13 protein-coding genes and 5 pseudogenes are annotated in these 21,556 nt (G+C 63.0%); 10 read left to right on the plus strand and 8 right to left on the minus strand.

The features are described from left to right. Positions 1-179: ParA family protein (locus MZTS_RS21630; RefSeq protein ID WP_192285379.1), on the minus strand; the 179-nt coding region annotated here is incomplete at its 3' end. A 243-nt stretch (positions 180-422) separates the two neighbouring features. Further along, positions 423-3,632, minus strand: a complete 3,210-nt coding sequence (locus MZTS_RS21635) for a MobA/MobL family protein (protein WP_099956650.1) — start codon at positions 3,630-3,632, stop codon at positions 423-425. A gap of 761 nt (positions 3,633-4,393) precedes the next feature. Between MZTS_RS21635 and MZTS_RS21640 the strand changes: the two genes are divergently transcribed. The 8 genes and pseudogenes from MZTS_RS21640 (at position 4,394) to MZTS_RS21665 (ending at position 15,965) form a co-directional block, all read left to right on the plus strand. Beyond that, complete coding sequence (locus tag MZTS_RS21640) at positions 4,394-5,500, plus strand: thioredoxin domain-containing protein (protein ID WP_024830196.1); 1,107 nt, start codon at positions 4,394-4,396, stop codon at positions 5,498-5,500. Positions 5,501-5,868: 368 nt separating this feature from the next. After that, the gene (locus tag MZTS_RS21645) at positions 5,869-9,603 is read left to right on the plus strand and encodes a DEAD/DEAH box helicase (protein WP_051475892.1); all 3,735 of its coding nucleotides are present in this window, start codon (positions 5,869-5,871) and stop codon (positions 9,601-9,603) included. A 543-nt stretch (positions 9,604-10,146) separates the two neighbouring features. Beyond that, a pseudogene (locus tag MZTS_RS25375) lies at positions 10,147-10,614 on the plus strand (SMODS domain-containing nucleotidyltransferase); the annotation flags it as partial. A 228-nt stretch (positions 10,615-10,842) separates the two neighbouring features. After that, positions 10,843-11,871, plus strand: coding sequence for an IS110 family RNA-guided transposase (locus MZTS_RS25380; protein WP_024830198.1), 1,029 nt, complete (start codon positions 10,843-10,845; stop codon positions 11,869-11,871). A 300-nt stretch (positions 11,872-12,171) separates the two neighbouring features. Beyond that, complete coding sequence (locus MZTS_RS21655) at positions 12,172-12,843, plus strand: nucleotide-binding domain-containing protein (protein WP_123834322.1); 672 nt, start codon at positions 12,172-12,174, stop codon at positions 12,841-12,843. 8 nt (positions 12,844-12,851) lie between these two features. Continuing rightward, positions 12,852-13,421, plus strand: coding sequence for an SLATT domain-containing protein (locus MZTS_RS21660; RefSeq protein ID WP_099954284.1), 570 nt, complete (start codon positions 12,852-12,854; stop codon positions 13,419-13,421). A 510-nt stretch (positions 13,422-13,931) separates the two neighbouring features. Then, positions 13,932-14,108 (plus strand): annotated as a pseudogene (locus tag MZTS_RS25705) (DUF6538 domain-containing protein); the annotation flags it as partial. A 39-nt stretch (positions 14,109-14,147) separates the two neighbouring features. Beyond that, on the plus strand, positions 14,148-15,965 hold the full coding sequence (locus MZTS_RS21665; protein ID WP_167350808.1) for a site-specific integrase: 1,818 nt from the start codon (positions 14,148-14,150) through the stop codon (positions 15,963-15,965). A 437-nt stretch (positions 15,966-16,402) separates the two neighbouring features. Here MZTS_RS21665 and MZTS_RS21670 read toward each other — a convergent pair whose 3' ends face one another. The 3 genes and pseudogenes from MZTS_RS21670 to MZTS_RS21680 form a co-directional block, all read right to left on the minus strand. Beyond that, positions 16,403-17,557 carry an IS110 family RNA-guided transposase gene (locus MZTS_RS21670; protein WP_048447862.1) on the minus strand — a complete coding sequence of 385 codons (1,155 nt, stop codon included), beginning with the start codon at positions 17,555-17,557 and terminating at the stop codon, positions 16,403-16,405. Positions 17,558-17,724: 167 nt separating this feature from the next. Beyond that, positions 17,725-17,922: pseudogene (locus MZTS_RS21675) on the minus strand (recombinase family protein); the annotation flags it as partial. Further along, positions 17,909-18,088 (minus strand): hypothetical protein, encoded by a 180-nt coding sequence (locus MZTS_RS21680; RefSeq protein ID WP_048447860.1) that lies wholly within the window; start codon positions 18,086-18,088, stop codon positions 17,909-17,911. The gene MZTS_RS21680 and the pseudogene MZTS_RS21675, both read right to left, overlap by 14 nt. Positions 18,089-18,394: 306 nt before the next feature. Here MZTS_RS21680 and MZTS_RS21685 point away from each other — a divergent pair. Then, positions 18,395-18,628: pseudogene (locus tag MZTS_RS21685) on the plus strand (transposase domain-containing protein); the annotation flags it as partial. Positions 18,629-18,964: 336 nt separating this feature from the next. Here the strand turns inward: MZTS_RS21685 and MZTS_RS21690 are convergent. The 3 genes and pseudogenes from MZTS_RS21690 to MZTS_RS21700 form a co-directional block, all read right to left on the minus strand. After that, positions 18,965-19,138: pseudogene (locus tag MZTS_RS21690) on the minus strand (histidine kinase); the annotation flags it as partial. Then, on the minus strand, positions 19,129-19,470 hold the full coding sequence (locus tag MZTS_RS21695; protein WP_048447858.1) for a hypothetical protein: 342 nt from the start codon (positions 19,468-19,470) through the stop codon (positions 19,129-19,131). The pseudogene MZTS_RS21690 and the gene MZTS_RS21695, both read right to left, overlap by 10 nt. A gap of 955 nt (positions 19,471-20,425) precedes the next feature. Next, entirely contained in the window at positions 20,426-20,959 is a 534-nt protein-coding gene (locus MZTS_RS21700) for a hypothetical protein (RefSeq protein ID WP_048447857.1), read from the minus strand. Between the two features lie 355 nt (positions 20,960-21,314). Here MZTS_RS21700 and MZTS_RS21705 point away from each other — a divergent pair, with 355 nt between their 5' ends. Continuing rightward, the gene (locus tag MZTS_RS21705) at positions 21,315-21,551 is read left to right on the plus strand and encodes a DUF2171 domain-containing protein (RefSeq protein WP_048447856.1); all 237 of its coding nucleotides are present in this window, start codon (positions 21,315-21,317) and stop codon (positions 21,549-21,551) included. The last annotated feature ends 5 nt before the right edge of the window (positions 21,552-21,556 follow it).

Genomic DNA, 21,556 nt, shown 5'->3' on the forward strand with positions numbered 1-21,556 from the left:
TGATCGACGGCCGGATCGTCAACCTCGCGCCGGGCGGCCCATGCGGCGAGCGAGCCCTGCGGGTCGAGGTCCAGGGCGGCCACGCGTCGTCCGGCCTGTTGGGCGGCGACAGCCAGATTGACTGCGGTGGTAGTTTTGCCGGTACCGCCCTTCTGTCCGGCGATGGCGACCGTGTCCATCAGCGTCGCCCTCCGCAAGAGGGGGCTATGGCATCAAGGCGCCATGGCGTTTCGGCGTCGCGGTGCCATGGCCTTATGGCATCGCGACGCCATCCCATCGAAGCGCCCCAGCGCCTCGGCATCGCAGCGCCAGAACGCCGTGACGCTACGGCGTTACGATGCTTCGCTCGACGATTCCCGTTTTCTGCGAAAATTCGGCAGCGCGGCTCCTGCCTGCCAAGGATATGATGCGATCTCTTCATCTCAGTCTCCGATCCCGCGACCACCTCGTCCGCCTCGCCCGTTCCGCGAGGACGTGAGGCTTGGCCGGACGCCTTCGTCCTTGCTCATCGCCGCCCCCTTCACGCCCTTGACTGCCCAGGCAGGCACGCTCGGCGGCGGTGTCTCGGTCGAGGAGGCGGGAGGAGGTGCCACGCGCACCGCAGTTCGGCTTGCATCGACGGCGCGCTCGGATGCCGCGAGAAGAGAAGGTTCTGACCGGGGCTGATCCTTCATGGCAGGCAGATCATCATGCTGATCCGAAGCGATTGGCGGCCCGGCCGCGACGTGCTCCCGGATGAGGCTTGGGATCTCGGATTGCGGCTCGGCCCCGCAATCCTGGACCGGATCCAATTCTGATGGATGCAAAGTGGGATTGAGTGAACGTGGCCCTGGTGAACCAGCTCGGACGGAAGCTATTGCCTCGACCTCGGCCGGGGCGGTTGCGCCTGCCGGTGGAAGCAGCTCGCGAGACTCTGATCCAGCGTTGGCTTGGACTGTTTGGGGATCCGCCGCGTGTACCGCCGCTTGAGCCACGCTACGCTCGTCCGGAGGCGACGCGACTGGAGCGGGTTTCGGTGCAGCTGTAGGGGGCGGCGGCGGTGACCGAGAACTGGAGACCTCTGCCTTTGTCCCGATAAGTTCGGGAGCGGCCGGTGTTGCGCCTACCGGCGTCGCTGGCCGATCCGATTTCGGACCGGGGCTGTGTGCCGCCGAGGTTGGTTGCCCGACCGCAGTGTTAGTCGAACCCGTCGCCGGGAGCTGTGACGCAACACTCGCGGCGACTGGCGGCCGCTCGGCCGGACTCGAGGTGGTTGCGGGAGTGGGCGGATGGATCAGAGGCGCACCATTCGACGTGCGCCTATATGCGAGGCCGGAAGCGAGCTCGTGGTAAGGCCGAAGCTGCGACGTTCCCAGACCGCCCAAGACCGCGGGAAAGCCCCCCACGCTCGGAGAGGTCGCTCGAAAGCTGCGACGCGCGGCATCGTCTAACTCACGGCCACGCTGTTTAGCCGCCTGGCTTACGGCATTCGCCCAGGATGACGTAGGTGAGGCTTCCGCCCCTCCAGGGGATTGGGCTGGCGTGTCAAGCGTCGCCGGGACCACAATCGGCGACCGTCCGAGCGAGATCGCAGGGCGTGAGAGCTTCGCGACGGCAGCGTCGTTCCTCCCCGGCTCGACGGCTGTAACTCGATCCCAAAGCGCTACAGCGCTTCGATCGAGGCTTGCTCGAACTTGGTCGCGGAACGTTGAAGCCGGCACTGCTTCGATCGGCAGAACGTACCCAGTCGGACGCTCGACAACTGCATCTGCGTCGCCACCGCCGACCCGAGCCGGACTGCGGGATGCGACGTCAGTGGCCTGAACTCGATCGGCCGCTCCCACATAATGGAGAAGCTCGGCACGCTTCAGCCCAAGTTGCCGACGCAGTTCTACGATCTGCGCGTCGTAGGCTGCGGCCAGACGCTCGTGCCCTTGTTCGAGCCGGTCAAAGAACTCGACCAGTTCGCTCCGGCGGGAGAATCCGAAGCTATGACCTTCCCGGACGGCTGGATCGGTCACCCCCGAGTGTAATGGAGCGGCCTTCGCGGTCTCTCGTTTGCCTTGCGCCTCGTTTGTCGCCAACAAGAGGCGCGGCCGTGAGATCGTCCGCCCGAAGACCAACCGGGCGAGATCGCGCGCGAGTTCCAGCTGACCGATTTCCATGATGAGTTCGAGGCCACGCCTCGTCAGTGCCCGCACATGGTCGGCCGGGCCTTCGATCGTGCCGTAGGCTACAGGTGTCTGTCGCCCGACCTGCATGATCTCGGCCTGGCGACCATTCGCCAGCATCAGGCTGATCGTGATCCCGGTCGCAGCCGCCCGCTCCGTAAGGATGAGGTCAGCCTCGGTGTCCCACTGCTGGCGGGCGAGGTCAGCGCCCGCCGCCGTCAGCCCGCCTTTGCGTTCCTTATTATATTGGCGCGCGGGGATGTGCTTGCCCGGCGTCCGGTCGATGCCGAGCTCTTTGTAGCTCCTCAGATCGACCCGCTTCCCCAGTCCAACCTCGGCTAGAACCGCGTTACAGCACGTACCCCAGTCCGTTCGCAGATCCTTGATCCAAGCGCGCTCGTGACAATCACGATCTTTGCGTTGTCGATGGGGACGCTCGAGAACCGTGGTGCGGTTTGCGCGCCGCTTGGTTCGCGTGATCGCGAAGTCCCAGGTGGGCGCGCCCGTATCCGGGTGCGGAATACGCCGAGCCGGACGGTCGTAGTAAACGATGTGGCAGTGGAAGTTTCGCTGATCGTTGTTGGCATCGGGCGCATGCACGACGGCCCAAAAGGGAAAGCCGCGCTGCTTGAGCTTTTCCGTGAATGCGCAAACGATGGCGTGGCGCGCGTGGCCATCCAGTTCAAACGGAAGCTCTGCGATGATCCGAGTCTGTGTGCGACCGCCACGACCTGGCGCAATGTCGATAGGCGCATGTTCTCCGACCGTCTCCGCCCATCGCCAGAATGCGAAGGCATCCTGCGTCGACAGCTTCAGCTTCAGGGGGGCTGTACGCCTCGCACCCGCCTCTCGTAGTACGGCCTGAACAACCGGTGGCGCCTCATCGATCGCCGCGAGAGCCTGGGTCCACCAACTAGGGTTCTCGCCTGGCTTGACCGTGACACGGTCGCCGGCCGGAGAGCGCTCAGTCGACTCAACGACCTCCCAAAAATGCGCGCGCTGCTCGGCCGTATCCCCGAGAGTACCGAACGAAGAGAGCGTAGTGCCGCCGTGCCGGTCTGCCTCGACCGCGCCCGCCCGCTCAACATAAGCCTGCTGCTCAGCTCCGCCTCGTCCGCCGACGCTACCGCCGATTGCTCGCGGGAGGCGTTCGGCGGCGCCCGGTCGATCAATATACTCCTGATGCGCGCAAGCGTACGATTTGCTCATGCGCCGCCCCGTCTTGGCAGCCCGGATCATCTTCAAGATCGGCGAGGTCTTGGAGATCGCGGTCTGGGACAAGTGGCAGGTCACCGCACCACTCGGCGAGATCGGGCGCTCACGGCTCTCGCGTGTGGCGAAGCGGATTCCCGGCTGCGCGTAGAGCCGATATGCGAGTTCGCGGTCGCGCTCGGTCTGAAGAGTACCAAGACCGTTCGCGGTGCCGCATAGGCGCGTGATTGCCTCGCGCACGAAGCAGTGCGTGCCGGTGATATTGGGCATTGGTGGTGGCCGCCTGAGAAGCAACGCCAAATGTTCAAGGCCAAGCTTAGGCAGGTGCGCTCGATTCGAGCAAGTGGAGTTGGTTTCGGCGCGAATCGAGGCCAGAAATTTAATCAGGCTCTAGGCGACGGCTGCGATTCATTAAGCATCGAACCCTCCAAAGACCGCTCCGGGACGCTTAAAAGGGGGGTGCGTTGTTCTGCCGCATCCTGAGCGTTTGCCTGACCTCAGATCGAATTTGGCAGCTCGTTAACTTCTGTTCGGCCGCCGCCAAACGGCCTCTGCAGAGACGCTCGTTCGATCTCGTAATGCGGGGATGGCCGACGTTCGGCTCTTCGCAAGACGCCTTACTCAGTCTGTTCCATTTGGGAAATCGAAGCCGGCTCGCAGGAGTCGCCTAATTTGGAGCTGCCGCCGGGCTGCTCCGGATTAGGGGAGCTGAGCCCTGTTCCGGTGCGCCTCGGACACGCGAGGCGCACCGGAACGTCTTTTTGGGATCGTCCTTCCCGGGAACGCTGTCCTTCCGGGGTCCTGGTCGGGCTTTGGTTCGCGCGCCCGAGCGAACGGCAAAGCCCGGCCGCCGCCCGTCGGGGCGGCCGTCTCCCGGGGTTCCCTTCCGGGGTTTTAACGGCTGTTCAGGCTACCCGCCGTGGCTGCCCAGCGGGCCGATCCGGAGCACGTGCGGTCCGGCATGAGGCTTGACCGTTCGCTCGTCATCTTGTCGCCTTCACGCATGAGGCGATCGATGAGGTTGGAGACCCGTGGAACCCCTGTCGTACACCCAGATGATCGGGACGGCGTTCGCGGCCGTTCGAATCGAGCTCGGCTTGAGATCACGCACGCGTCAGCCCGACGACCCTTACCCATGGGGCCAGCAGAAGGTCGGCGCTCGCCTGGCCGCACTGAAAAAGGGTATCGCGGGTACGAACGCGAAGGGCGAGGCCCTTATTCGGGAGTTCCTCGAGCGTTCTCAGGTCCTGATGCACAAGCAGATCTCCTACGCGGTCGATCGCGCCGAGGTCGAGACCTTTACGGCAATCATGAACGGGGAGCGTGCTCGCCGCGCGGGTCGCAGGATGCGATCGGCGCAATCCGTAGGTTCGGCGGAGCATCTTTCGCTATCCGGATGCCATTCCGAATGGGGAGCCTGGGACGATCCGGACCCTGAGGAGGACCCTTGGGAACAGGACGACTATGACAGCCCCGACGACGTTCCCAGTCTTGCTGCCATCATGGATGGCACCGACGAGCTGGACGAGGAGGAACCTCGGTTGGATCTGCGGGGGCTGTACGCGCTGGTCGCCGCATCAACGCCCGGTTGGCTGGATGTCGACGCGCCGCCGCCCTGCGTCAGTGCGCGGTTCCCGCTGTGCGGGATGCGCATTGGTGACCAATGGGAGCTAAGCCCTCTCAATATCGGTGAGCTCATGCCGGTGCTCCCGGAGATCGGCGACATCCCTTCGTCTGCGCTGCCAGCCGCTGAGGATGAAGTGCTGACTTGGCTCTTGTCCGATGGGGGAGCTGGCTACCGAGAGCCGATCCAGCAGGCGATCTGGCGCGAGCAGGCGCGACGCCACGTCTGGCCCGATCTCCTCGAATTGTATGGATTGGTTCTGGCAATAGCGCCGGGCGGCCCGGGCGGAACGACGACGCTTGAGGAGGCTGAGGTGAAATTTGCTTACTACAAAGACTGGTGTCGCTTTCCCATTGACCCCGTTTTGCATCCGGTCTGGGAAGAACTCGTCATGCTCCTTCCAGGGCGTCCTTGGCTCGCGTCGGGCGCCGGGCTGCAAGCGGTACCCAAAGGCGACGGCAGCGACGCCTCCGCCTACGAGGACGACGTTCACTACGGCGCGCGGTCGACCTGAGGCAGATGGGCTCGCCGAGCCTCTGTGGCGGCTCCGGTGCAGTGATAGCATCGGAGCCGAGCCGACCATCGGTCCACTGGATACATACCTCGGGCCGATCCGACCCCGACGACAGGTGATAATTCGACGTCCGGCCATCCAGCCGTACAAGTGGAGATCCCTGAGGCCGACCTCTACGACATGCCCAGAAACGCTAGCGATGGCTACACTGTCTAAAAGGATGACGACGAAGTCGAGGGTTGAGGCGAGCTAAATTCATTATGACATCGCACGCTGCGCTGCCGCGGCGCGCGAGGATGTTGATGACTGCCATCGGACGAAAATCAAACTCCCTACAATTTTGAGTGAGCCTCCCTGGTCCCGGCATTATGAGCTTCGAAAAGGAAAATCCCTTGCAGCACATAACCGCTGATTCAGAATGGCAGACGAAGCTTCTTCGCGCGGTGCGCTCGCCTGAGGAATATCGGATCTATAAGGCAGCCCTTGAATGGGACCTGACCGATCCGATCGTGATTGAGTCACGCAAGGACGTGAAGTCGGAAGCGCAGTGGCGTGACCGGGTCGAGCCGTTCCATCATCAAGTCAGCAACCTGATTACTTTCTGTCGCCGCCTGCCTGTAACGCTGCTCGCGGACGATGTTGGGCTCGGCAAGACGATTAGTGCGGGCTTAGTGATGAGTGAGCTCATCGCGCGTTCACGGCTGTCGCGGTCCCTGATCGTCTGCCCCAAACTCCTTGGACCACAGTGGAAGGAGGAACTGGAAACGAAGTTCGATATTCCGGCCGAGGTCGCAACGGGCCGTGACCTGCTGAGCGCGAACCCGGACGGCGTCGGCGCGATCATCACAACGTACAATTCAGCGCGACTTTACTTGGAGAAACTTCCTGCCGATCGCTTCGAGCTGCTGATCCTCGACGAGGCACACAAGCTACGAAATCTCTACGGTACACCGGAGCCGCCCAAAGTGGCGCAGGTCATTCGGAGTTCCTTAGCGGCGCGGCGGTTCCGGTTCGTGCTGATGCTGACAGCCACGCCGATCCAGAATCGGCTTTGGGACCTCTATTCGCTAGTCGATCTGCTCACCGTGGCGAGAGGACACGAGAACCCGTTCGGCAACGAAGGCCAGTTTGCCCGGCGCTTCATCGCAGGTGACCGAGAGCAGGCACGCCAGCTGAAGCCGGAGGCGGCCGAGGCGTTCCGGTCGATCGTCTATGGTTACATGTCTCGGGTGCGTCGCGGCGACGCCAAGCTCCATTTCCCCGACCGCAAAGTGCAGCTGCACCGGGTGCAGCCGACACCAGCCGAGCTCGAACTGATCGCAATCGTCGCCAAGGGTATCGAGAAGCTCAATCGTCTGGCGCAGATCGGCATCCTCCAGGCGCTGACAAGTAGCCCGCACGCGCTCAGCGCCCAGCTCGATAACATGGAGCGCAACGGCACGATTGGGCCCGATTTCGCGGGCGCGGTGCGGTCAGTCGTGCGGGGCATGACGACGAGCGCGAAGCTAGATGGCCTCGGACGACTGATCACCCAATTGAAACACGAGAATCCGGACAGCTGGCGGCTCGTCGTCTTCACGGGACGGCGGGAGACTCAGACCACCATCCAGGAGTTTCTGGAGGGACACGGCCTGACGGTGGGGATTATCAACGGCACGTCTGGTGCGCGCAACCAGGAGACAATCGGACGCTTCCGCGCCAATCCGCCCGGCTACCGCGTCATCGTTTCGACCGAGGCTGGGTCAGAGGGCGTGAACCTGCAGGTCGCCAATGTGCTGGTGAACTACGACCTACCCTGGAACCCGATGATCGTGGAACAACGCATCGGCCGGGTACAACGGCTTGCATCCCAGCACGCCCATGTCAGCATTCTGAATGTCACGCTGCAGGGGACTTTCGAGGAGTACATTGTCGGGCGGCTCATGGAGAAGCTGCAAATGTCGACGAGCGCCATAGGCGACATCGAATCTCTGCTGGAAGGCTCCGTGGGGGGCGAGGATGGCGCCGCGGGCTTCGAAGAACGGATCCGCGAACTTGTGGTGGCAGCGCTCAAGGGCGCGGACGTCAAAGCAAGCGTGGCAATGGCCGAGCAGAGCATCGCGGCGGCTAAGCAGGCGCTCCTAGAGGAAGAAAAACGCATCGATGCGATGCTCGGGGACACGGATGGCCAGGGCTATGTCGGGCCGCAGGCACCAAGCCTGCCGCCGCAGACGCGCTCGATGGAGTACCAGCCCTTTGCTCTTGGCGCTCTGGGCCAGCTCGGCGCGCGGGTCACGCCGTTGGCCAACCGTCTGTTCGCGGTTGAGGATGAGGGCGGCCAGGAAGTGATCCGCTTCGAGCGCGACGCGATGAGCGGGACGCGGTCCTCGCTTTACCAGCCGGGGTCGCCTGCCTTCAGCCGGATGGTACAGCGGATGGTGGTCAGCGGCCGCTATGCGGTCCGTGACCTCGACGAGGATCCGCGGCGTGGGGCAGATGCAGCGGCGAGACAATGGGTCGAAAGCTTCGGGGGGACTCTGGTCGGCACGGAAAGCGCGGCCGCGCGCCGCTGGTTCGAAGGGGTTATCCTGGTTCGTGTACGGGCGACCGTTGCGCACGACGCCTACGAGCGGCTGATCGAGGTGCGTTGTGCACCGCGCAATCGGGCAAAGTTCTCATTTACCCGTGATGCTTTAGCTCCGCTCCCTCTGGTTCTCGATGCAGCCTCCGATGCGTTGGGGCTTAGCATCGACCAAGTCATGGAGGCGGCCCGTCAGGACCCGGGCATCGCGGAGTTCACGCGCTTCTACCTGGAACGGCGCGGACAGGAGATGGCCTCGGCGGGCCAGGATGCCCGAAAGCGTGCCAAGATGGAGGAGGATTTTACACCGCGCCTGTCGTTCGTGCTGGCAGGCGCGGAAGGCGCTGTTCTCCGGGACGTGCAGCTGCGGGTCAGCTACCGGGTCGGCGACGGCGGCTATGCAGATGAGCTGACGATCGTCCCCTCCTCTAGCCACATTTTAGCGGCGCCGGCACTGGTATCATGCGGCCCTAATCAGCAGGCCTTACCGGAGACCTGCCTCGATGCATGCGCGATCAGCGGGAAGCGGGAACTGCGGCATCGCTTGGTGGTGTCGGAACTTAATGGACGTCGGGCGCTGCCTGAGTTCGTGGTCCGGTGTGCGCTGACAAATCGCTGCCTCCTGACCGATGAGGTCGAGCGGTCGGCCATGACTGGCAAACTCGTAGGACGTGACCATCTCAAAACATCAGCAGTCAGCGGCAAGCATGCAGAGGCCAACTATTTCGGGCGCTGCGTCTTCTCGGGCGACGAAGCGTTGCGAAGCGAGCTCCGGACGAGTGATCTGTCAGGCAAGCTGTTCCGAGAGGATCGGGCCGCGTCGTCGGCCGTATCCGGGCGCATTGGCCATCAGGACGAATTCGTGGCCTGCCACCAGTCGCAAGCCCTCCTCGCCCCGAGCGAGGGCGAACGGTGCGGGGTGACGGGACATCTGGTTCGTCCCGGTATCCTGGAGTCCTGCGCAGCCACGGGAACTCGCGCCCTTCCATCGGAGCTTGACCGTTGCGTCGTTACGGGACACCGGGCGTTAAAGCGTCTCCTCGTGCCGAGTAGCGTTTCTGGAGCGCTGATGCTGGAGGAGAAAGCCGTGCGGGCCGCGCATGGAGTATATTGTCTACCTGCTGAAGCCCAAACGTGTGGCTGGAGTGGACAATCTGTGCACCCAGAGGATGTTAGGATCTGTGCGCTTACCGGAATCGGGATCCTCTACACGTTCGCAACGAATGCTGCTCCACCGCGTCTTGCGCCACTGGTTGCCCTGCTCGACGGCGTCAACCGTGCCACTGATCGGCAAGATGTGTGGGTCATGGCGGCAGCTCAGGAGGCGGCGGCTCTTCGCAAGGGTAAATGCCGGATCGAAGCCGGTGTCGCGTCACCGAACGGGCTACGTGTCGCCATGGCGTCTGAGGTCCGCACGCTATTAGGCCTGAAATCGCGCCAAGCGGGATTCATCTACGAGCCCTCCACCAACCAGATCCAGGGTCGGGTAGCGCTGGGAAAGCGGGGTACTACCGGCTGGTCCGCAGATGATGTGAATCAGTAGCTGGAAGCGCGCGTGAGTAAGCCAGCCGCGATGGTCCAATTCTAGTTAGGCATTGCAGGCCGGCTTCCGACTCGAAGCCGAACAAGCAACATGCGAATTGCTAACCCCTTGCGGACATTTGACCCGTTTCACCTGAAGATTCGGACAAGGTGGAGAGTGAAATTCTGGGTCGTGGTCGAGAGAAGACGTTCAAGTCGGTAGAAATCGGTCTGATTTGAGTGCACCCCAATCGGACCGTGCCATCCAGTAGGCTGCATCTCGTTCTATCGCTCAGATCGCAGATACAGATTGGCCGGTTTAACGAAGTGTTTTCTGCAGTAACACATTCCGACGCCGCGAGTTAGGCAACGTTTATTGCCGCAAATCCAAAAATTTAGCCGTGCGGTCATGAGGCTTGCTACCTCGTAGCCATACTCGCCTCCAGACACTATTCCACAACTTTCTCGCAAGATGCTACTCGTAAAGTTAGCAGCTCGTCCGATAATCCATCATAGTGTTAGATCGTGCCGTCGCGCGCTCGGCGTGGCCTCGCTGGGATGCGCCATGAGCGTTGCGGATGCATTTCGAAGCTTTCTTGGCAATATCAAGATTACGAACGGCCTGACGATCTCGGCACGTTACGGCGAGATCACGGCTGCGCTGAATAAGAAATTCCGGGACACTGAGTCAAAAATTGCAAACAGTCTGCAGGTCGGCTCCTATGGTCGTCATACGGCCATCAAAGGCGTTTCCGATCTCGACATGCTCTATATCATGCCGGCTAAAACATGGAATGACTATAAGGACGGCGGTCAGTATCGGCTTCTCTCTGACTGCGCAGCAGCCATAAAGGCCCGCTATCCTTCCACGACAGTCAAAGTCGATCGCCTCGTGGTACGTGTGCTCTATTCGAACTTCCATATCGAGGTTCAGCCTGTTTTCGAGCAGAGTGATAACTCTTACAAATATCCAGATAGCTACAAGGATGGAAGTTGGAAAATTACTAAGCCGCGAGATGAGCTCAAGGCTATGATGGAATTCAACGCCCAGAAGAATGACAACCTTCGTCGGCTGGCTCGGATGGCACGCGCTTGGAAAAATAAGCATGGCGTTGCGATGGGCGGGTTGCTGATAGACACTCTCGCCTACAACTTTCTAAAGCAGATGGGGTGGATGGCTCCCGCTCCGACTGACGGCATCTCGATGCCAAGATGTGGTTGCTGTCAAAGCAGCAGCCACGCTCATGCAGGAGCCATCCCCATGGAGATCACCACCGTCGGCATCGATCTGGCCAAAAGCATCTTTCAGGTTCACGCCGTCGATGCAGTTGGGCACGTCGTCGTGCGCAAGGCCTTGAGGCGGGCGCAGGTCGTGCCGTTCTTCGCCAAGCTGCCGCGCTGCCTGGTCGGCATGGAGGCGTGCGGCACGGCGCACCACTGGGCCCGGGAGCTCATGAGCCTCGGCCACGACGTGCGGCTGATGCCGCCGGCTTACGTGAAGCCGTACGTCAAGCGCGGCAAAACCGATGCGAACGATGCCGCAGCCATCTGTGAGGCGGTGACGCGCCCGAGCATGCGGTTCGTGCCGGTGAAGTCGACCGACCAGCAGGCGGCGCTGGCGCTGCACCGGACGCGCGATCTGCTGGTCAAGCAACGCACGCAGTTGGTGAACATGATCCGCGGCCTGCTCGCCGAGTTCGGGATCGAGATGGCGCGGGGCTTGCGGCACGCGCTCGAACTGGCGGCCCGGCTCTCGGCCGGAGACGCGGCCGAGGTGCCGCCGCTCGCCCAGCGCGTGGTGACCGGGCTGGCCGACCAGATCGGTGCCGTGCAGATCCAGCTCACCCGGCTGGAGAAGGAGTTGCTGGCCTGGCATCGGGACAGCGACCTGTCGCAGCGGCTTGCGACGATCCCGGGTGTCGGCATCGTCTCGGCGACCGCGCTGGCCGCCTCGGTGAGCGAGCCCGAGCGCTTCCGCTCCGGTCGGCAGTTCGCCGCCTCGTTAGGGCTGACGCCGCTTCAGAACTGCAGCGGCGGCAAGGAGCGCCTGGGCCGGATCTCACGCATGGGCGACCGCTACCTGCGTCGCCTGCTCGTGGTCGGCATGACCTCTCTGATCCGGCGCGCGAAGGCGACGCCGACCTCGGTCGACCCGCGGCTGCCGGCACTGCTGCAGCGCAAGCCGGTGCGCGTGGTGACCGTTGCGGCGGCCAATCGCACGGCGCGGGTCGCCTGGGCGATCATGACCCGCGGCGGCACCTACCGCGCACCCCTGGCCGCGGCCGCCTGACAGCACGGCAAGGAGACTTTTCCAGGTTGCGAGGACGATGAGAGTTGATGGCGAACCGGTCAGCCCGGGAGCCGGGACACCCCGCCGCTAGTCCAGGGCGTGATAGCCCGCAAAGCAGAGTGGGACCCAGCTCGCGGATACCATCAGGGCCAGCGGTCACATGAACGACTGCATCAACAGGCCGGACACAAGACTGCACCCGACCAACGCGTCAGAAGCTCAATTCGCCGCTTGCAATGCGGGAGCCATCCACACAAGACTGACGCTTACGACGGAAAGAGCTACCTATATTACGACTGGATGAGCCGAGATTTCTTTGCATTTCTCAAGGATCAGCCGAAGCAAGATTATTACGCCGCACTGGGGAGCGGCCAGCGTGTCAAGGTAAAGAAGGATTTTCGCAGAAAGGCAGGGAAGGCGTACGATCTTTGCTTGAAAGCGATCGAGGCGGAAACACAGGATTACCGCAACGACCGCTGGCGCAAAGTTTTCGGATCGAACTTCCCGCCCAGACCCGTTGCAACCACGGCTGCGGACTCGGCTTTCGAGTCCGCTCTCAAGTCTGGGGGCTACGAGGCTCGAAACACCGAACGCTTTATCGAGGACATGTACCCAATCGATATCCGCTTCGATATCGAACTGGAGTGCGAGGTGAAGCAGGATGGCTTTCGCCCATCCCTCCTACGCAGCTTGCTTGCCGCGAGCCGCGTTCTCCAGGCGAAGAAGGACTTGAAATTCTTCGTCACTGATACCGACGTACCTCCGCCTTTCACGTTGCTGTGGAAGGTGCTCAATAGAGGTCCCACGGCCGTGAGACGTGATTGTATCCGAGGCGAGATCGTACCGGATGACGGCCGTCTGGAGAAGATAGAAAGGACCAACTTTCGGGGCGACCATATTGTAGAATGCTACGCCGTGAAAGACGGCGTCGTCGTCGCCAAAGATCGCATTCACGTTCCCATAACCGAGTAGGATATCCGGTGGACAGAGCTGGTCTTCTTAAGGCGATAGCCAACACCGGCTACAACGTAGGGTTCGGCGCGAAGAAGCATTTTGCAACCTTCGATCTTGTCGAGAAAGTGCCGGGTTGGATCGGCTTCATATCAAGCGCGGTCGGAATATTTGCGCTGGTTTGGGAGCCCCTCTCCGCAAAGGTACCCTCAGCGTGCTTGGCCGTGCTTGGACTGTGCAACGTCTATATCGCAGCCTATCGAAGTAAAGAATATGATGAGGTTGGCCGGAAGCTGACCCAAATTTACAACCAGCTTCGAGATTTATATTATGAAGTCCAAGGTGGTTCTGACGTGGAGCAAAGCCACGCTCGCCTCGCAGAACTCGAGAGCAGTTTCTATGCTGCATCAATCAGCAAGCAGATACTCTTTTCCGATTGGTTCACACACTACAAGTTTTTCGCACAGCAAGAGAGAGCATGGATTAACGAGCAGCGAAAATTTACTTGGAAGGATATGGTGCCTCTTTCGCTGAGAATCGCTCTTGTAATTTTTTCTTTGGCTCTGCCTGCCGGGTTGTACCTCTTGGCGCACAAATAGTCACGTCGCTTTCTTCACTTAATTCGGGCAGTTCGGTTGGAATCTTATTGTCCACCGTGATCTACAATCTATTCTATATACTGTCAGAGGCCATTCGAAACGGACTTTCTCAAGTAAGCTATTCATAGAGAGCCGGCGCTGTGGAATGCCCCGAGGTGGACGTCGTGAGGGTCCGTATCAGGTCCAGAGCGGCGGTTCGGCGCCTGCCGACGGAAGGTCGGCTTACGGCGCTTTGCGGATCCGCCGCCGATTTCTACAGGCTGTGGAGCGCTTAAAACCGAGCGTTGACCAGGGTCCAATCCGATGGTCCATTTCCTAGGTCCGATGCCGCTCAAGACGGGTGATCGGGGGCTTAACCCCTTGATGTCGTACCCCTTCGGTTTTGGCTGAGAATCCTGGCGCCCCAGCCAAATTCCCCCGTAAGTCTCTGAATTCGAACGATTTCCCGCTGAAGCGGGAGGCGTCGGCACACATCGGTGTTGCACATGCGTGTCTCACACGAGGTGTCCGGTGCCGGCTATCGCTCATGCTTACAGGCGCGGTGGGAGCTATTCCTGGCGCCGCCGGATCCCGCTGCCGCTGATCCGATTCTGCCGTTCCAGGCAGCTCGTGGTAAGCCTAGGCACGCGCGACCCAGCCAGGGCACGCTTCCTCGCGAGCCAGCTCACGGCTCATTCCGATCAGCTTTTTCATCGCGCCATGAGCGAGCCCGAACCCGATCTCATCATGAGCCGCCGCCAGCTCGACGGCATCTTTCGCGAAAGCCTATTGGCCCACCTCGAAAAACTCGACCGGATCGCTGCGGCAGAACGTGCAGAACCGGACTTCGATCCTGAGGCGAGCCGGCGTGCCGATCGGCGTATGGGATGGATCCTGCGTATCCTTGGAGCGCGCGGCGCGGCAGCGACCATTGATACTCCGTTGGCTGATGAGATGCGTCGCGACGGGCTGAATGACCTCGACATTGAGGAAGCACGGGCGACGCTGGCCGCGATGGTGCGCCAGAACGGCCACCTGATGCCTCGCGCTCGGCTGGAAGGGCTGCTCGCAAACCAAGCGGTCGCACCGACCATGACTAACTTGTCTCTAGCTCAGGAGATTGCCTTCCGCGGTATGTCCGCGGCGGCCTTTGCAACTGAGCGCCGCTACGATGGTCTTCGGATCGAAGAGGTCACACTGCGCGACGCGATCCTGCTGAGGGAAGCGCAGGTGCCGCCGGAGGCCACAGGCTCGACGGCAACCGTGAGTACAGCTCGTTCGCAATCAAACGCTGATGCCGTCCCTCAAATGCCGACAGGCGTTGCAATCGTGTCAGCAAGCCCGGACCTCGCGCTGGATACGACGGACCAAGAGCCTCATCAGAAGGGGATGCATCCAATCATAGCGTTCGGGGAGGCGATGATCGCCGGGCGCGCTCGTGACGAAACCTGGGATGCAAAAACACAGCACCAGGCGCGTCAGATTTTTGCCCTGTTCGCCAAGCTACTCGTCGAGAACGGCCTCATCCGTGTGACTGATCTTCGGCAGAGCCATTTTGCCGAATTAGTTGATCTTTTGCGGTCCGTCTCGCCGTCGTATGGTAAGAGCCCTCGTGATGCCGAACGCAGCACTGCCGAACTGCGTGAGATTGGCGCCAAGCTTCCAACCAACAAACGAGGCATCGTCGGGGATACCATCAACCGTCACCTGACTTTCCTCGGACAGCTTGTAACATTTCTCAAAGCGCAGGGCCTCGCGATTGATGCGAGCATCGATCTCGCGCTCCTTCGCGCCCGCAAGCGGGACAGGGCACGTAACCGGCGACCATCTCTTAGCAACGACGATGTTGCGGCGATCTTCCGACTGCCCTGCTTCACAGGCTGTCGTTCGTGGCGCGATCCGTTTACCACCGGCGATCAGGTATTCCATCGCGCTTTGTACTTCGCAATTATTTTACTCTATTATACAGGCGCGAGACGAGAGGAAATTGCAGGACTTCATGTCGACGACGTGGAGGAGGCAAGCGGGATTGCATACCTTGCTTTTCGATTCAACGAAACGCGTCGTCTTAAGAACGTTCAATCTATTCGGTTTGTCGCTTTGCACCCAGAGGTGCTCCGCCTCGGGTTTTTGGACTACGTCAAAGCTGTTCGCGCACTCGGATACGGACTCGTGTTTCCGGATCTAAAATCGCCAAACTCAAGCTCGCCGCTCGGCGATCGCCTCTACGATGAATTTAGCAGCGGACTTCGAAAAGCGATCTCAAACGAAGCAGAACGTAAAAAGGTCATCCACTCCTTCAGACATTCGCTCGGCAACAATCTTAAGCAAGCCCGCGTTCACACGGAAATCAGAGCCGACATCCTTGGACACGCCGGGTCCGGTGAAACAGACGAGCGTTATTGCGATCCGACAGCTCTGGCATTGATGCTGGAGGAGCTGAAAAAGGTTCCAGCGGTCACCAACCATCTAGCGCAGAAGCCAATACAGCTGCTCCCGTGGGTCTCCGCAAAAGAGCGGCCGCCATTCGCAAGAGCCCGCAGACGCTCCATCTCTCGGGGATAAGTGGGCCCGGCAGGACTCGAACCTGCAACCAAAAAAGCTATTGCTGCCAGCGCTCTAACGAGCGTCCACGCGTACAGGTTATGCAGTTTGTGCGGGAGCTGCAAGACGGAGCGCCGGCACTTACGTTTGAAGGTGCCCGCAGCGCGGCCGGTCCTTCATCCAAACTCTCGTATGAGGCATTTCCGCAAGGGGGTCGGTGATCGACGTTTCGGACGGGCGGGGGAGCCGGGATGTCGTGCGAGCGCCGGGCTCGCGGATCCACTCGTGTCCGGCGGAACAGAACGTTCCTGACCAAGATGCCTCATGCGAGGCGAACCGGCTGAAGGCGGCGGGACCCATCTTTGGCGACGGCAGCAAACCCCGTCGAGCTCCGGTCACACGCCTGCCCCCACTCGTCCGACATGCCGTGGACCGGCCCGGCGGACGAACCTTGATCCTCAGGCCGCTTTCAGGCGCGCGCCCTCTGGAACCAGCCCGGTGGCGAGATAGCGCCACAGGGCGACCAGCAGCTTGCGCGCCAGCGCCACCGCGGTGATCTTGCGGATGCGCCCGCGTCCGGTGCCGAACCGCTCGACGAACCAGCGGGCGAGCCCGCTGCCCGGCTGATAGCGCAGCCACAGCCACGCCAGCTCGACCATCGACTTCCGCAGGAGTGGGTTCCCGGCCTTTGAGATGCCCTGGTCGCGCTGTCGGTCGCCGCTGGCGTACGGGTTCGGCGTGAGCCCGGAATAGGCGGTCATTTGCTTGCGGTTGGCGAACGGCTGGTACAGCGCCTCGCGCACCAGCACCGTGGCCAGCTCGGTGCCGATGCCACCGAGCCGGGCCAGACGCGCCACCTTCTCGGCGTCGGCGTCCGTGACGGCCGGATCCGCCACGGCGGCATCGCGCTCGGCCTCGGCGGCCGCAACCTGTTCGAGCACGAGTTCCAGCCGCCGGAACTCGCGCTCGATCTCGCCGCGCAGGCGCTGAGGCAGGTCGCGCCCGTCGCCGGTGCGCACCTCCTTCAACCGCTCCCAACGGTCGCGTCGCAGCGGCTGGAACGTGTAGACGCCCTGGGTGGCGAGCAGGCCCTTGATCCGGTTGACGTGCTGCACCCGCTCCGCGATCAGGCGCTGGCGCTCGCGATGAGTGCGCCGCGCATCCTCGCGCTCGACCGAGGGCACCTGCACCATGCGGCAGGCGGCGTGATCGCCGCGGCACCACGCCATCAGGGCCCGGAGCAGCATGGCCGCGTCGAGCCGGTCGGTCTTGGCCCGTCGCGCGCGGCGGTCGACCTGGAGGCTGCCGGGATCCATGACGAAGCAGGTGATTGCCTCGGCCGCGAGGCGGCGCTGCAGCCAGAAGCCGTCGTATCCGGCCTCGTAGCCGAGGATGATCGCGACCTCTCGGCCGGAGCTGCGCTGTTCGCGAGCCTGCAGGCGGCGCAGCAAGGCGAGCAGGCCCTCCACGTCGCCGCCGCTCACCCGGTGTGCAGAGGTCTTCCCGCTCGGGACGGCCTGGGCGGCCAGGAGCCATGCCGACTTGCTGAGTTCCAGCGTGACGAACACAGCAACCTCAGGCAGGTTTGTCTGGATCTGTTCACGATCAAGCATGGCCAACTCCGGTCCAAGGTCAGAGAACCGGAGAGTGATCCAATCTCCAGCTCCCTGCATGGTATCTTTGGCCATTCATGCGGCGTGGCAGAGCGCGTAGGCCCAGGGCGCTGGCAAACGGAAGCGGGGCTTTGTTCGGGCGCGTCGGCGCGGTGATGTTGCTAAAGTCCGCTCGCCGACCGGCCGAGATCATCGTCGATGACCTCGACGTCGACAAAGCCGCGCTGGCGGGCGACATCGACCAGATTGTACTGGCGCCGTTTGCTCTCGAGATTGGTCATGACCTGGGATTGCGTCGACTGCCGCACATAGACGACCGCCGTTCGCTTCAGGATGGCTGGCGGGAGCAGCTCAGCGCTCGTCATCGTCAAGCTCCTCGACGCCGAGGCCGCCGGCCTGCATGAGGATCTGCGCCAGCATTGCGACGACCGTGTCGCGTTCCTGAGCGCTCAGGCCCTCCAGCCCGTCCTGTTCGAAGAGGAAGCTGATCTGCCGATCCGGCACCGCGGCCGGCCGCTTGAAAGGTTCCATCCTGTGCCTCCGGAACGATGCCGACATCGCTCCGGAACTTTGCGGGGCTGTCTGCCCCACTCAACAGCCGCGCCAGCTCGATCAGCGCCGTGACATCGACGCGCGGAGACCCGGACGTCATGCCGGCGCAGTGAACCGGGTCGAACATCCATCCGGCCATGACGATCACAACGCCGGAAGGCGCTTGCACCAGGAGAATCGGGCCGTACGTCCGCTGCTCGACCCGGCGCACCAGCACCTTCCGGCCGGAATGGGGGTGCCCGCGATAACGAACCTCCGCTTCCTGCCCGACATGGGCAGAATGAACGGGTGATGGCGGTCGGGCGCAAGAACTACCTGTTCGCCGGTTCAGATGGCGGCGGAGCGCGGTGGGCCGTCATCGCTTCTTTGATCGAGACGGCCAAGCTCAACGGCGTCGAGCTCTATGCCTACCTCACCGACGTGTTGACCCGGATGAGCAGCGGTCATCCGGCCCGAGATCTCGACGTACTCCTGCCTTGGAACTGGTCGACCGCCGTCAAACCGGCAGCAAACGTGTGAAAGCCTGACGCTTACCATCGTTACCCTCCTGGATCGGAAGGAAACGTCCGGGGCCGGGGATCCAATCCATGCCCCTGACGGAATCCCATGGGCCGGACCTTGGGCTCGGCACCGACGCGCCACGCCCGCGACCGTTCGTGAGCCATCACATGACCGACCTCCCGAGGCCGACACCGGGCCCGGCGTTCATGGACAGAACCGCCCAGCATGAGCTGGCGAGGGGATCTGAGCCGCGTCGGCTCAGTCGCGTGGATGCCCTGCCCGACCGTCGGCGTGCGATTTGGGCTCGGGCGGACCCCGAGGCGGACGGCTGGCCGGTCCCGCGGGAGAGCCCCTTCACAGGAACTTGAGCGGGTCCTTCTCGGGCGGGGGCGGGGCCACGTCGGCCCGGTTCCACCAGCCGCCGCCGAGCGCCACGAACAGGGCGGCGGTGTCGGCGTACTGGGTGGCGCGCGCGCCCGCCGAAGTGACCAGGGCCGAGAGGTAGCCCTGCTGGGCGATCAGCACCTGGACACGGGCCGCTCCAGGTTCGAGGCGTCAACGTCGGCTTCAAGGCCATACACGAACGGGCCGCTCTGCCAAGCATACCCGCCGAACAGGCCGCCGAGCGCGGTGGTCGCATCGCGCCCGGCATCGTTGCGGCCCGTGGCATCCCCGGTGCGGAATTCCGGCACCGAACGGCGGCCGATCATGCCGGAACCGAAGCCGAAGCTGCCGAAGGCGTCACCGGCGCTGCCCTGCCATCCGATATAGCCGCCCGCCCAGGCACCGAAGGAGGGCAGGTGCGTCGCGTCGTGTGGCGTCGGCGTGGCGAGATTGGCCCCGTGGGCGCCGGTGGACACGCCAGCGAGCAACGTCGCAACCCCTGCACCTGCGCGGAGGCGTCCTGCGGCCTGTCTCCACCGGCTCATCGTGCCGCCTCCACATGCGTGAACCGAACCCGGACTAGCGATGCGGTGACCAGGACACGATGCGGCATCCGCCCAAACTTGGCCGCGCTGCTAACCATGGACGAGCGGCTTCGTGCAAGCCCGCCGCCGGGTTCGGGTTGAGCTGACGACCCCGGCCGATGAGATAGCCACGCGTACCACCGAGGTAGACACCGCCCTCACGCCCCTCGCCACGCCTATGGAGCGGGACGGGGAGAGGCCGAACTTCCAGAATTCAAGCGGCATAGCGTGTGGGTTGCTCGCAGCGACGGCAGCCATGCCGCTCTTCCCATCGGCCGTAATCACGACTGCGAACCCGCGTGCGGGCGAATGGGGCGACATTCGAAACGCATCGTGGTCGTGCGCGCGATCGATCGTTCCCCGAATGCCGCGGGTTCGGTCAGGGGCGCGTCACCGCCGAAACAGGCGGCAATCTCCGGGTGCGCCTGTTTTATCGACGGCCGATGACGGTTCGATGCCACTTGTGAGCTTCTCGGCTGCGCAGCACAGCTGGCGCGGGGCGACCGGTACGGGCGCCACCCCCCGGCCTCGAAGCCTGCGCTGGAGGGCGTGCGTGGCGTCCATGTCGTCCCGTCCGGGATGATCCCGGCGGGACAGGTTTGCGGGAACCGGCTTGCTCTCGAAAGGAGGACGGGGCCCGCAGGTCGGCCGATCGTCGTCCGCTGACGAAGCCCACTGCGGCGCACCGCTCATGAAGCCCCGGGCTCAGGCCGCATCGTCATGTCCGGGCACCAAGGCGGCGATTGTCCGATCAAGGCCGCATATGGCGTCGCACCGAGCCCGATTATCTCGGCGGTTTGTGGATCGGCCGCCATCGTAGGCCCGGTGCGGATGATCGCGACCTGCTTCACGGGGTCTGCCCGAGGATTAGGTCCGACGCGTGCCGGGAGGCCGGGTGGCCTGTGGCCGCCTGGTGGGCGACCGAGCACGCCTCGTAGTGGTCGCCCCTGGCCAGCATGGTCAAGCGCCGCTCGCCGGGAACAGCCTTCCTGACGGCCAGGAGCGCGCGTCCAGACGGCCACGACACAGTCTCGGCACCCGGCTCGGTTTGCGGCTGACCGTACCGCCGCACGCCCTCCCGGTAGATGGCCTCGTAGCGCGACGGCAGTTCGGCCTCCGAGAGCGGACGGCTGAGCCAGATGACCTGCTGCAGGCCCTCGTCCCGGCAGACTTCCAGGATGACCTCGTCCGTATCGATGCCCGCGGCCAGCGGACGGTCGTGGAAGTAGGTCAGCGCCGTGATGTTCGCTTCGCGGTCGACCATCGAGGGCTTCGGCACCGTGTCGACGGGTCCCCAGGACAGGCCAAATGGGGCTTCCTGAGCATGGGCTCCGTGCAGGCAGCCGAGCCAAAGCAGGGTCGACAGGGCGCTGCGTCTCATCGTCGTCTCTCCCTCCGTTGATCCGCGACGTCCCCGCACGTCGTCGCTGGCGCGCGACTGAATCATGGATTGCGATCTCGAGCGGCTCTTCCGGACCGAGCACGAGACCCCCCGCGGGAATACTCCGAGATCATCGATGTTGGGCTCGAGCACGACTGTGCGCAACCATTCCTTGCAGCGCTGGTTCTCTCGTCGCTATCCCCGGTTCCAGGGCGAGACGGTGTTCTCATCGGCCTCGAACGGTATCGGACTTGCGCCGAGAGCTGCCGGAAGATGGCCGCCTAGCGCGCGAGGCGCTCGTCGAGCGTCTCCCCTCATACCATGTGTCAGCCGTCTCAGGTCGAGGAGATACGTCATGATCGATGCAAGCCAGATCAAAGAGCACATGGAGGTCAAGGCGTCCGATGGGCACCATGTCGGCACCGTCGACCACATGCAGGGATCCGATCAGATCAAGCTGACCCGGAACGATCCGGCCGCGCACGGCGCGCATCACCTCATCCCGCTCGCCTGGGTCGAGCGCGTCGACGCGCATGTGCACCTCAGCAGGTCGAGCCAAGAGGTCATGACGCAGTGGCAGAGCCAAGGCTGAGACCG

The organism is Methylorubrum zatmanii, assembly GCF_014845115.1.
GTDB classification, from domain to species: domain Bacteria; phylum Pseudomonadota; class Alphaproteobacteria; order Rhizobiales; family Beijerinckiaceae; genus Methylobacterium; species Methylobacterium zatmanii.

Bases quoted from the DNA above. Each gene is read 5' to 3' on its own strand.
- MZTS_RS21680 (WP_048447860.1), bottom strand. From the start codon at position 18,088: ATGGAACCTTTCAAGCGGCCGGCCGCGGTGCCGGATCGGCAGATCAGC.
- MZTS_RS21670 (WP_048447862.1), bottom strand. From the start codon at position 17,557: ATGCTTGATCGTGAACAGATCCAGACAAACCTGCCTGAGGTTGCTGTG.
- MZTS_RS21665 (WP_167350808.1), top strand. From the start codon at position 14,148: ATGAGCCGCCGCCAGCTCGACGGCATCTTTCGCGAAAGCCTATTGGCC.
- MZTS_RS25380 (WP_024830198.1), top strand. From the start codon at position 10,843: ATGGAGATCACCACCGTCGGCATCGATCTGGCCAAAAGCATCTTTCAG.
- MZTS_RS21635 (WP_099956650.1), bottom strand. From the start codon at position 3,632: ATGCCCAATATCACCGGCACGCACTGCTTCGTGCGCGAGGCAATCACG.
- MZTS_RS21645 (WP_051475892.1), top strand. From the start codon at position 5,869: ATGAGCTTCGAAAAGGAAAATCCCTTGCAGCACATAACCGCTGATTCA.
- MZTS_RS21655 (WP_123834322.1), top strand. From the start codon at position 12,172: ATGAGCCGAGATTTCTTTGCATTTCTCAAGGATCAGCCGAAGCAAGAT.
- MZTS_RS21705 (WP_048447856.1), top strand. From the start codon at position 21,315: ATGATCGATGCAAGCCAGATCAAAGAGCACATGGAGGTCAAGGCGTCC.
- MZTS_RS21700 (WP_048447857.1), bottom strand. From the start codon at position 20,959: ATGAGACGCAGCGCCCTGTCGACCCTGCTTTGGCTCGGCTGCCTGCAC.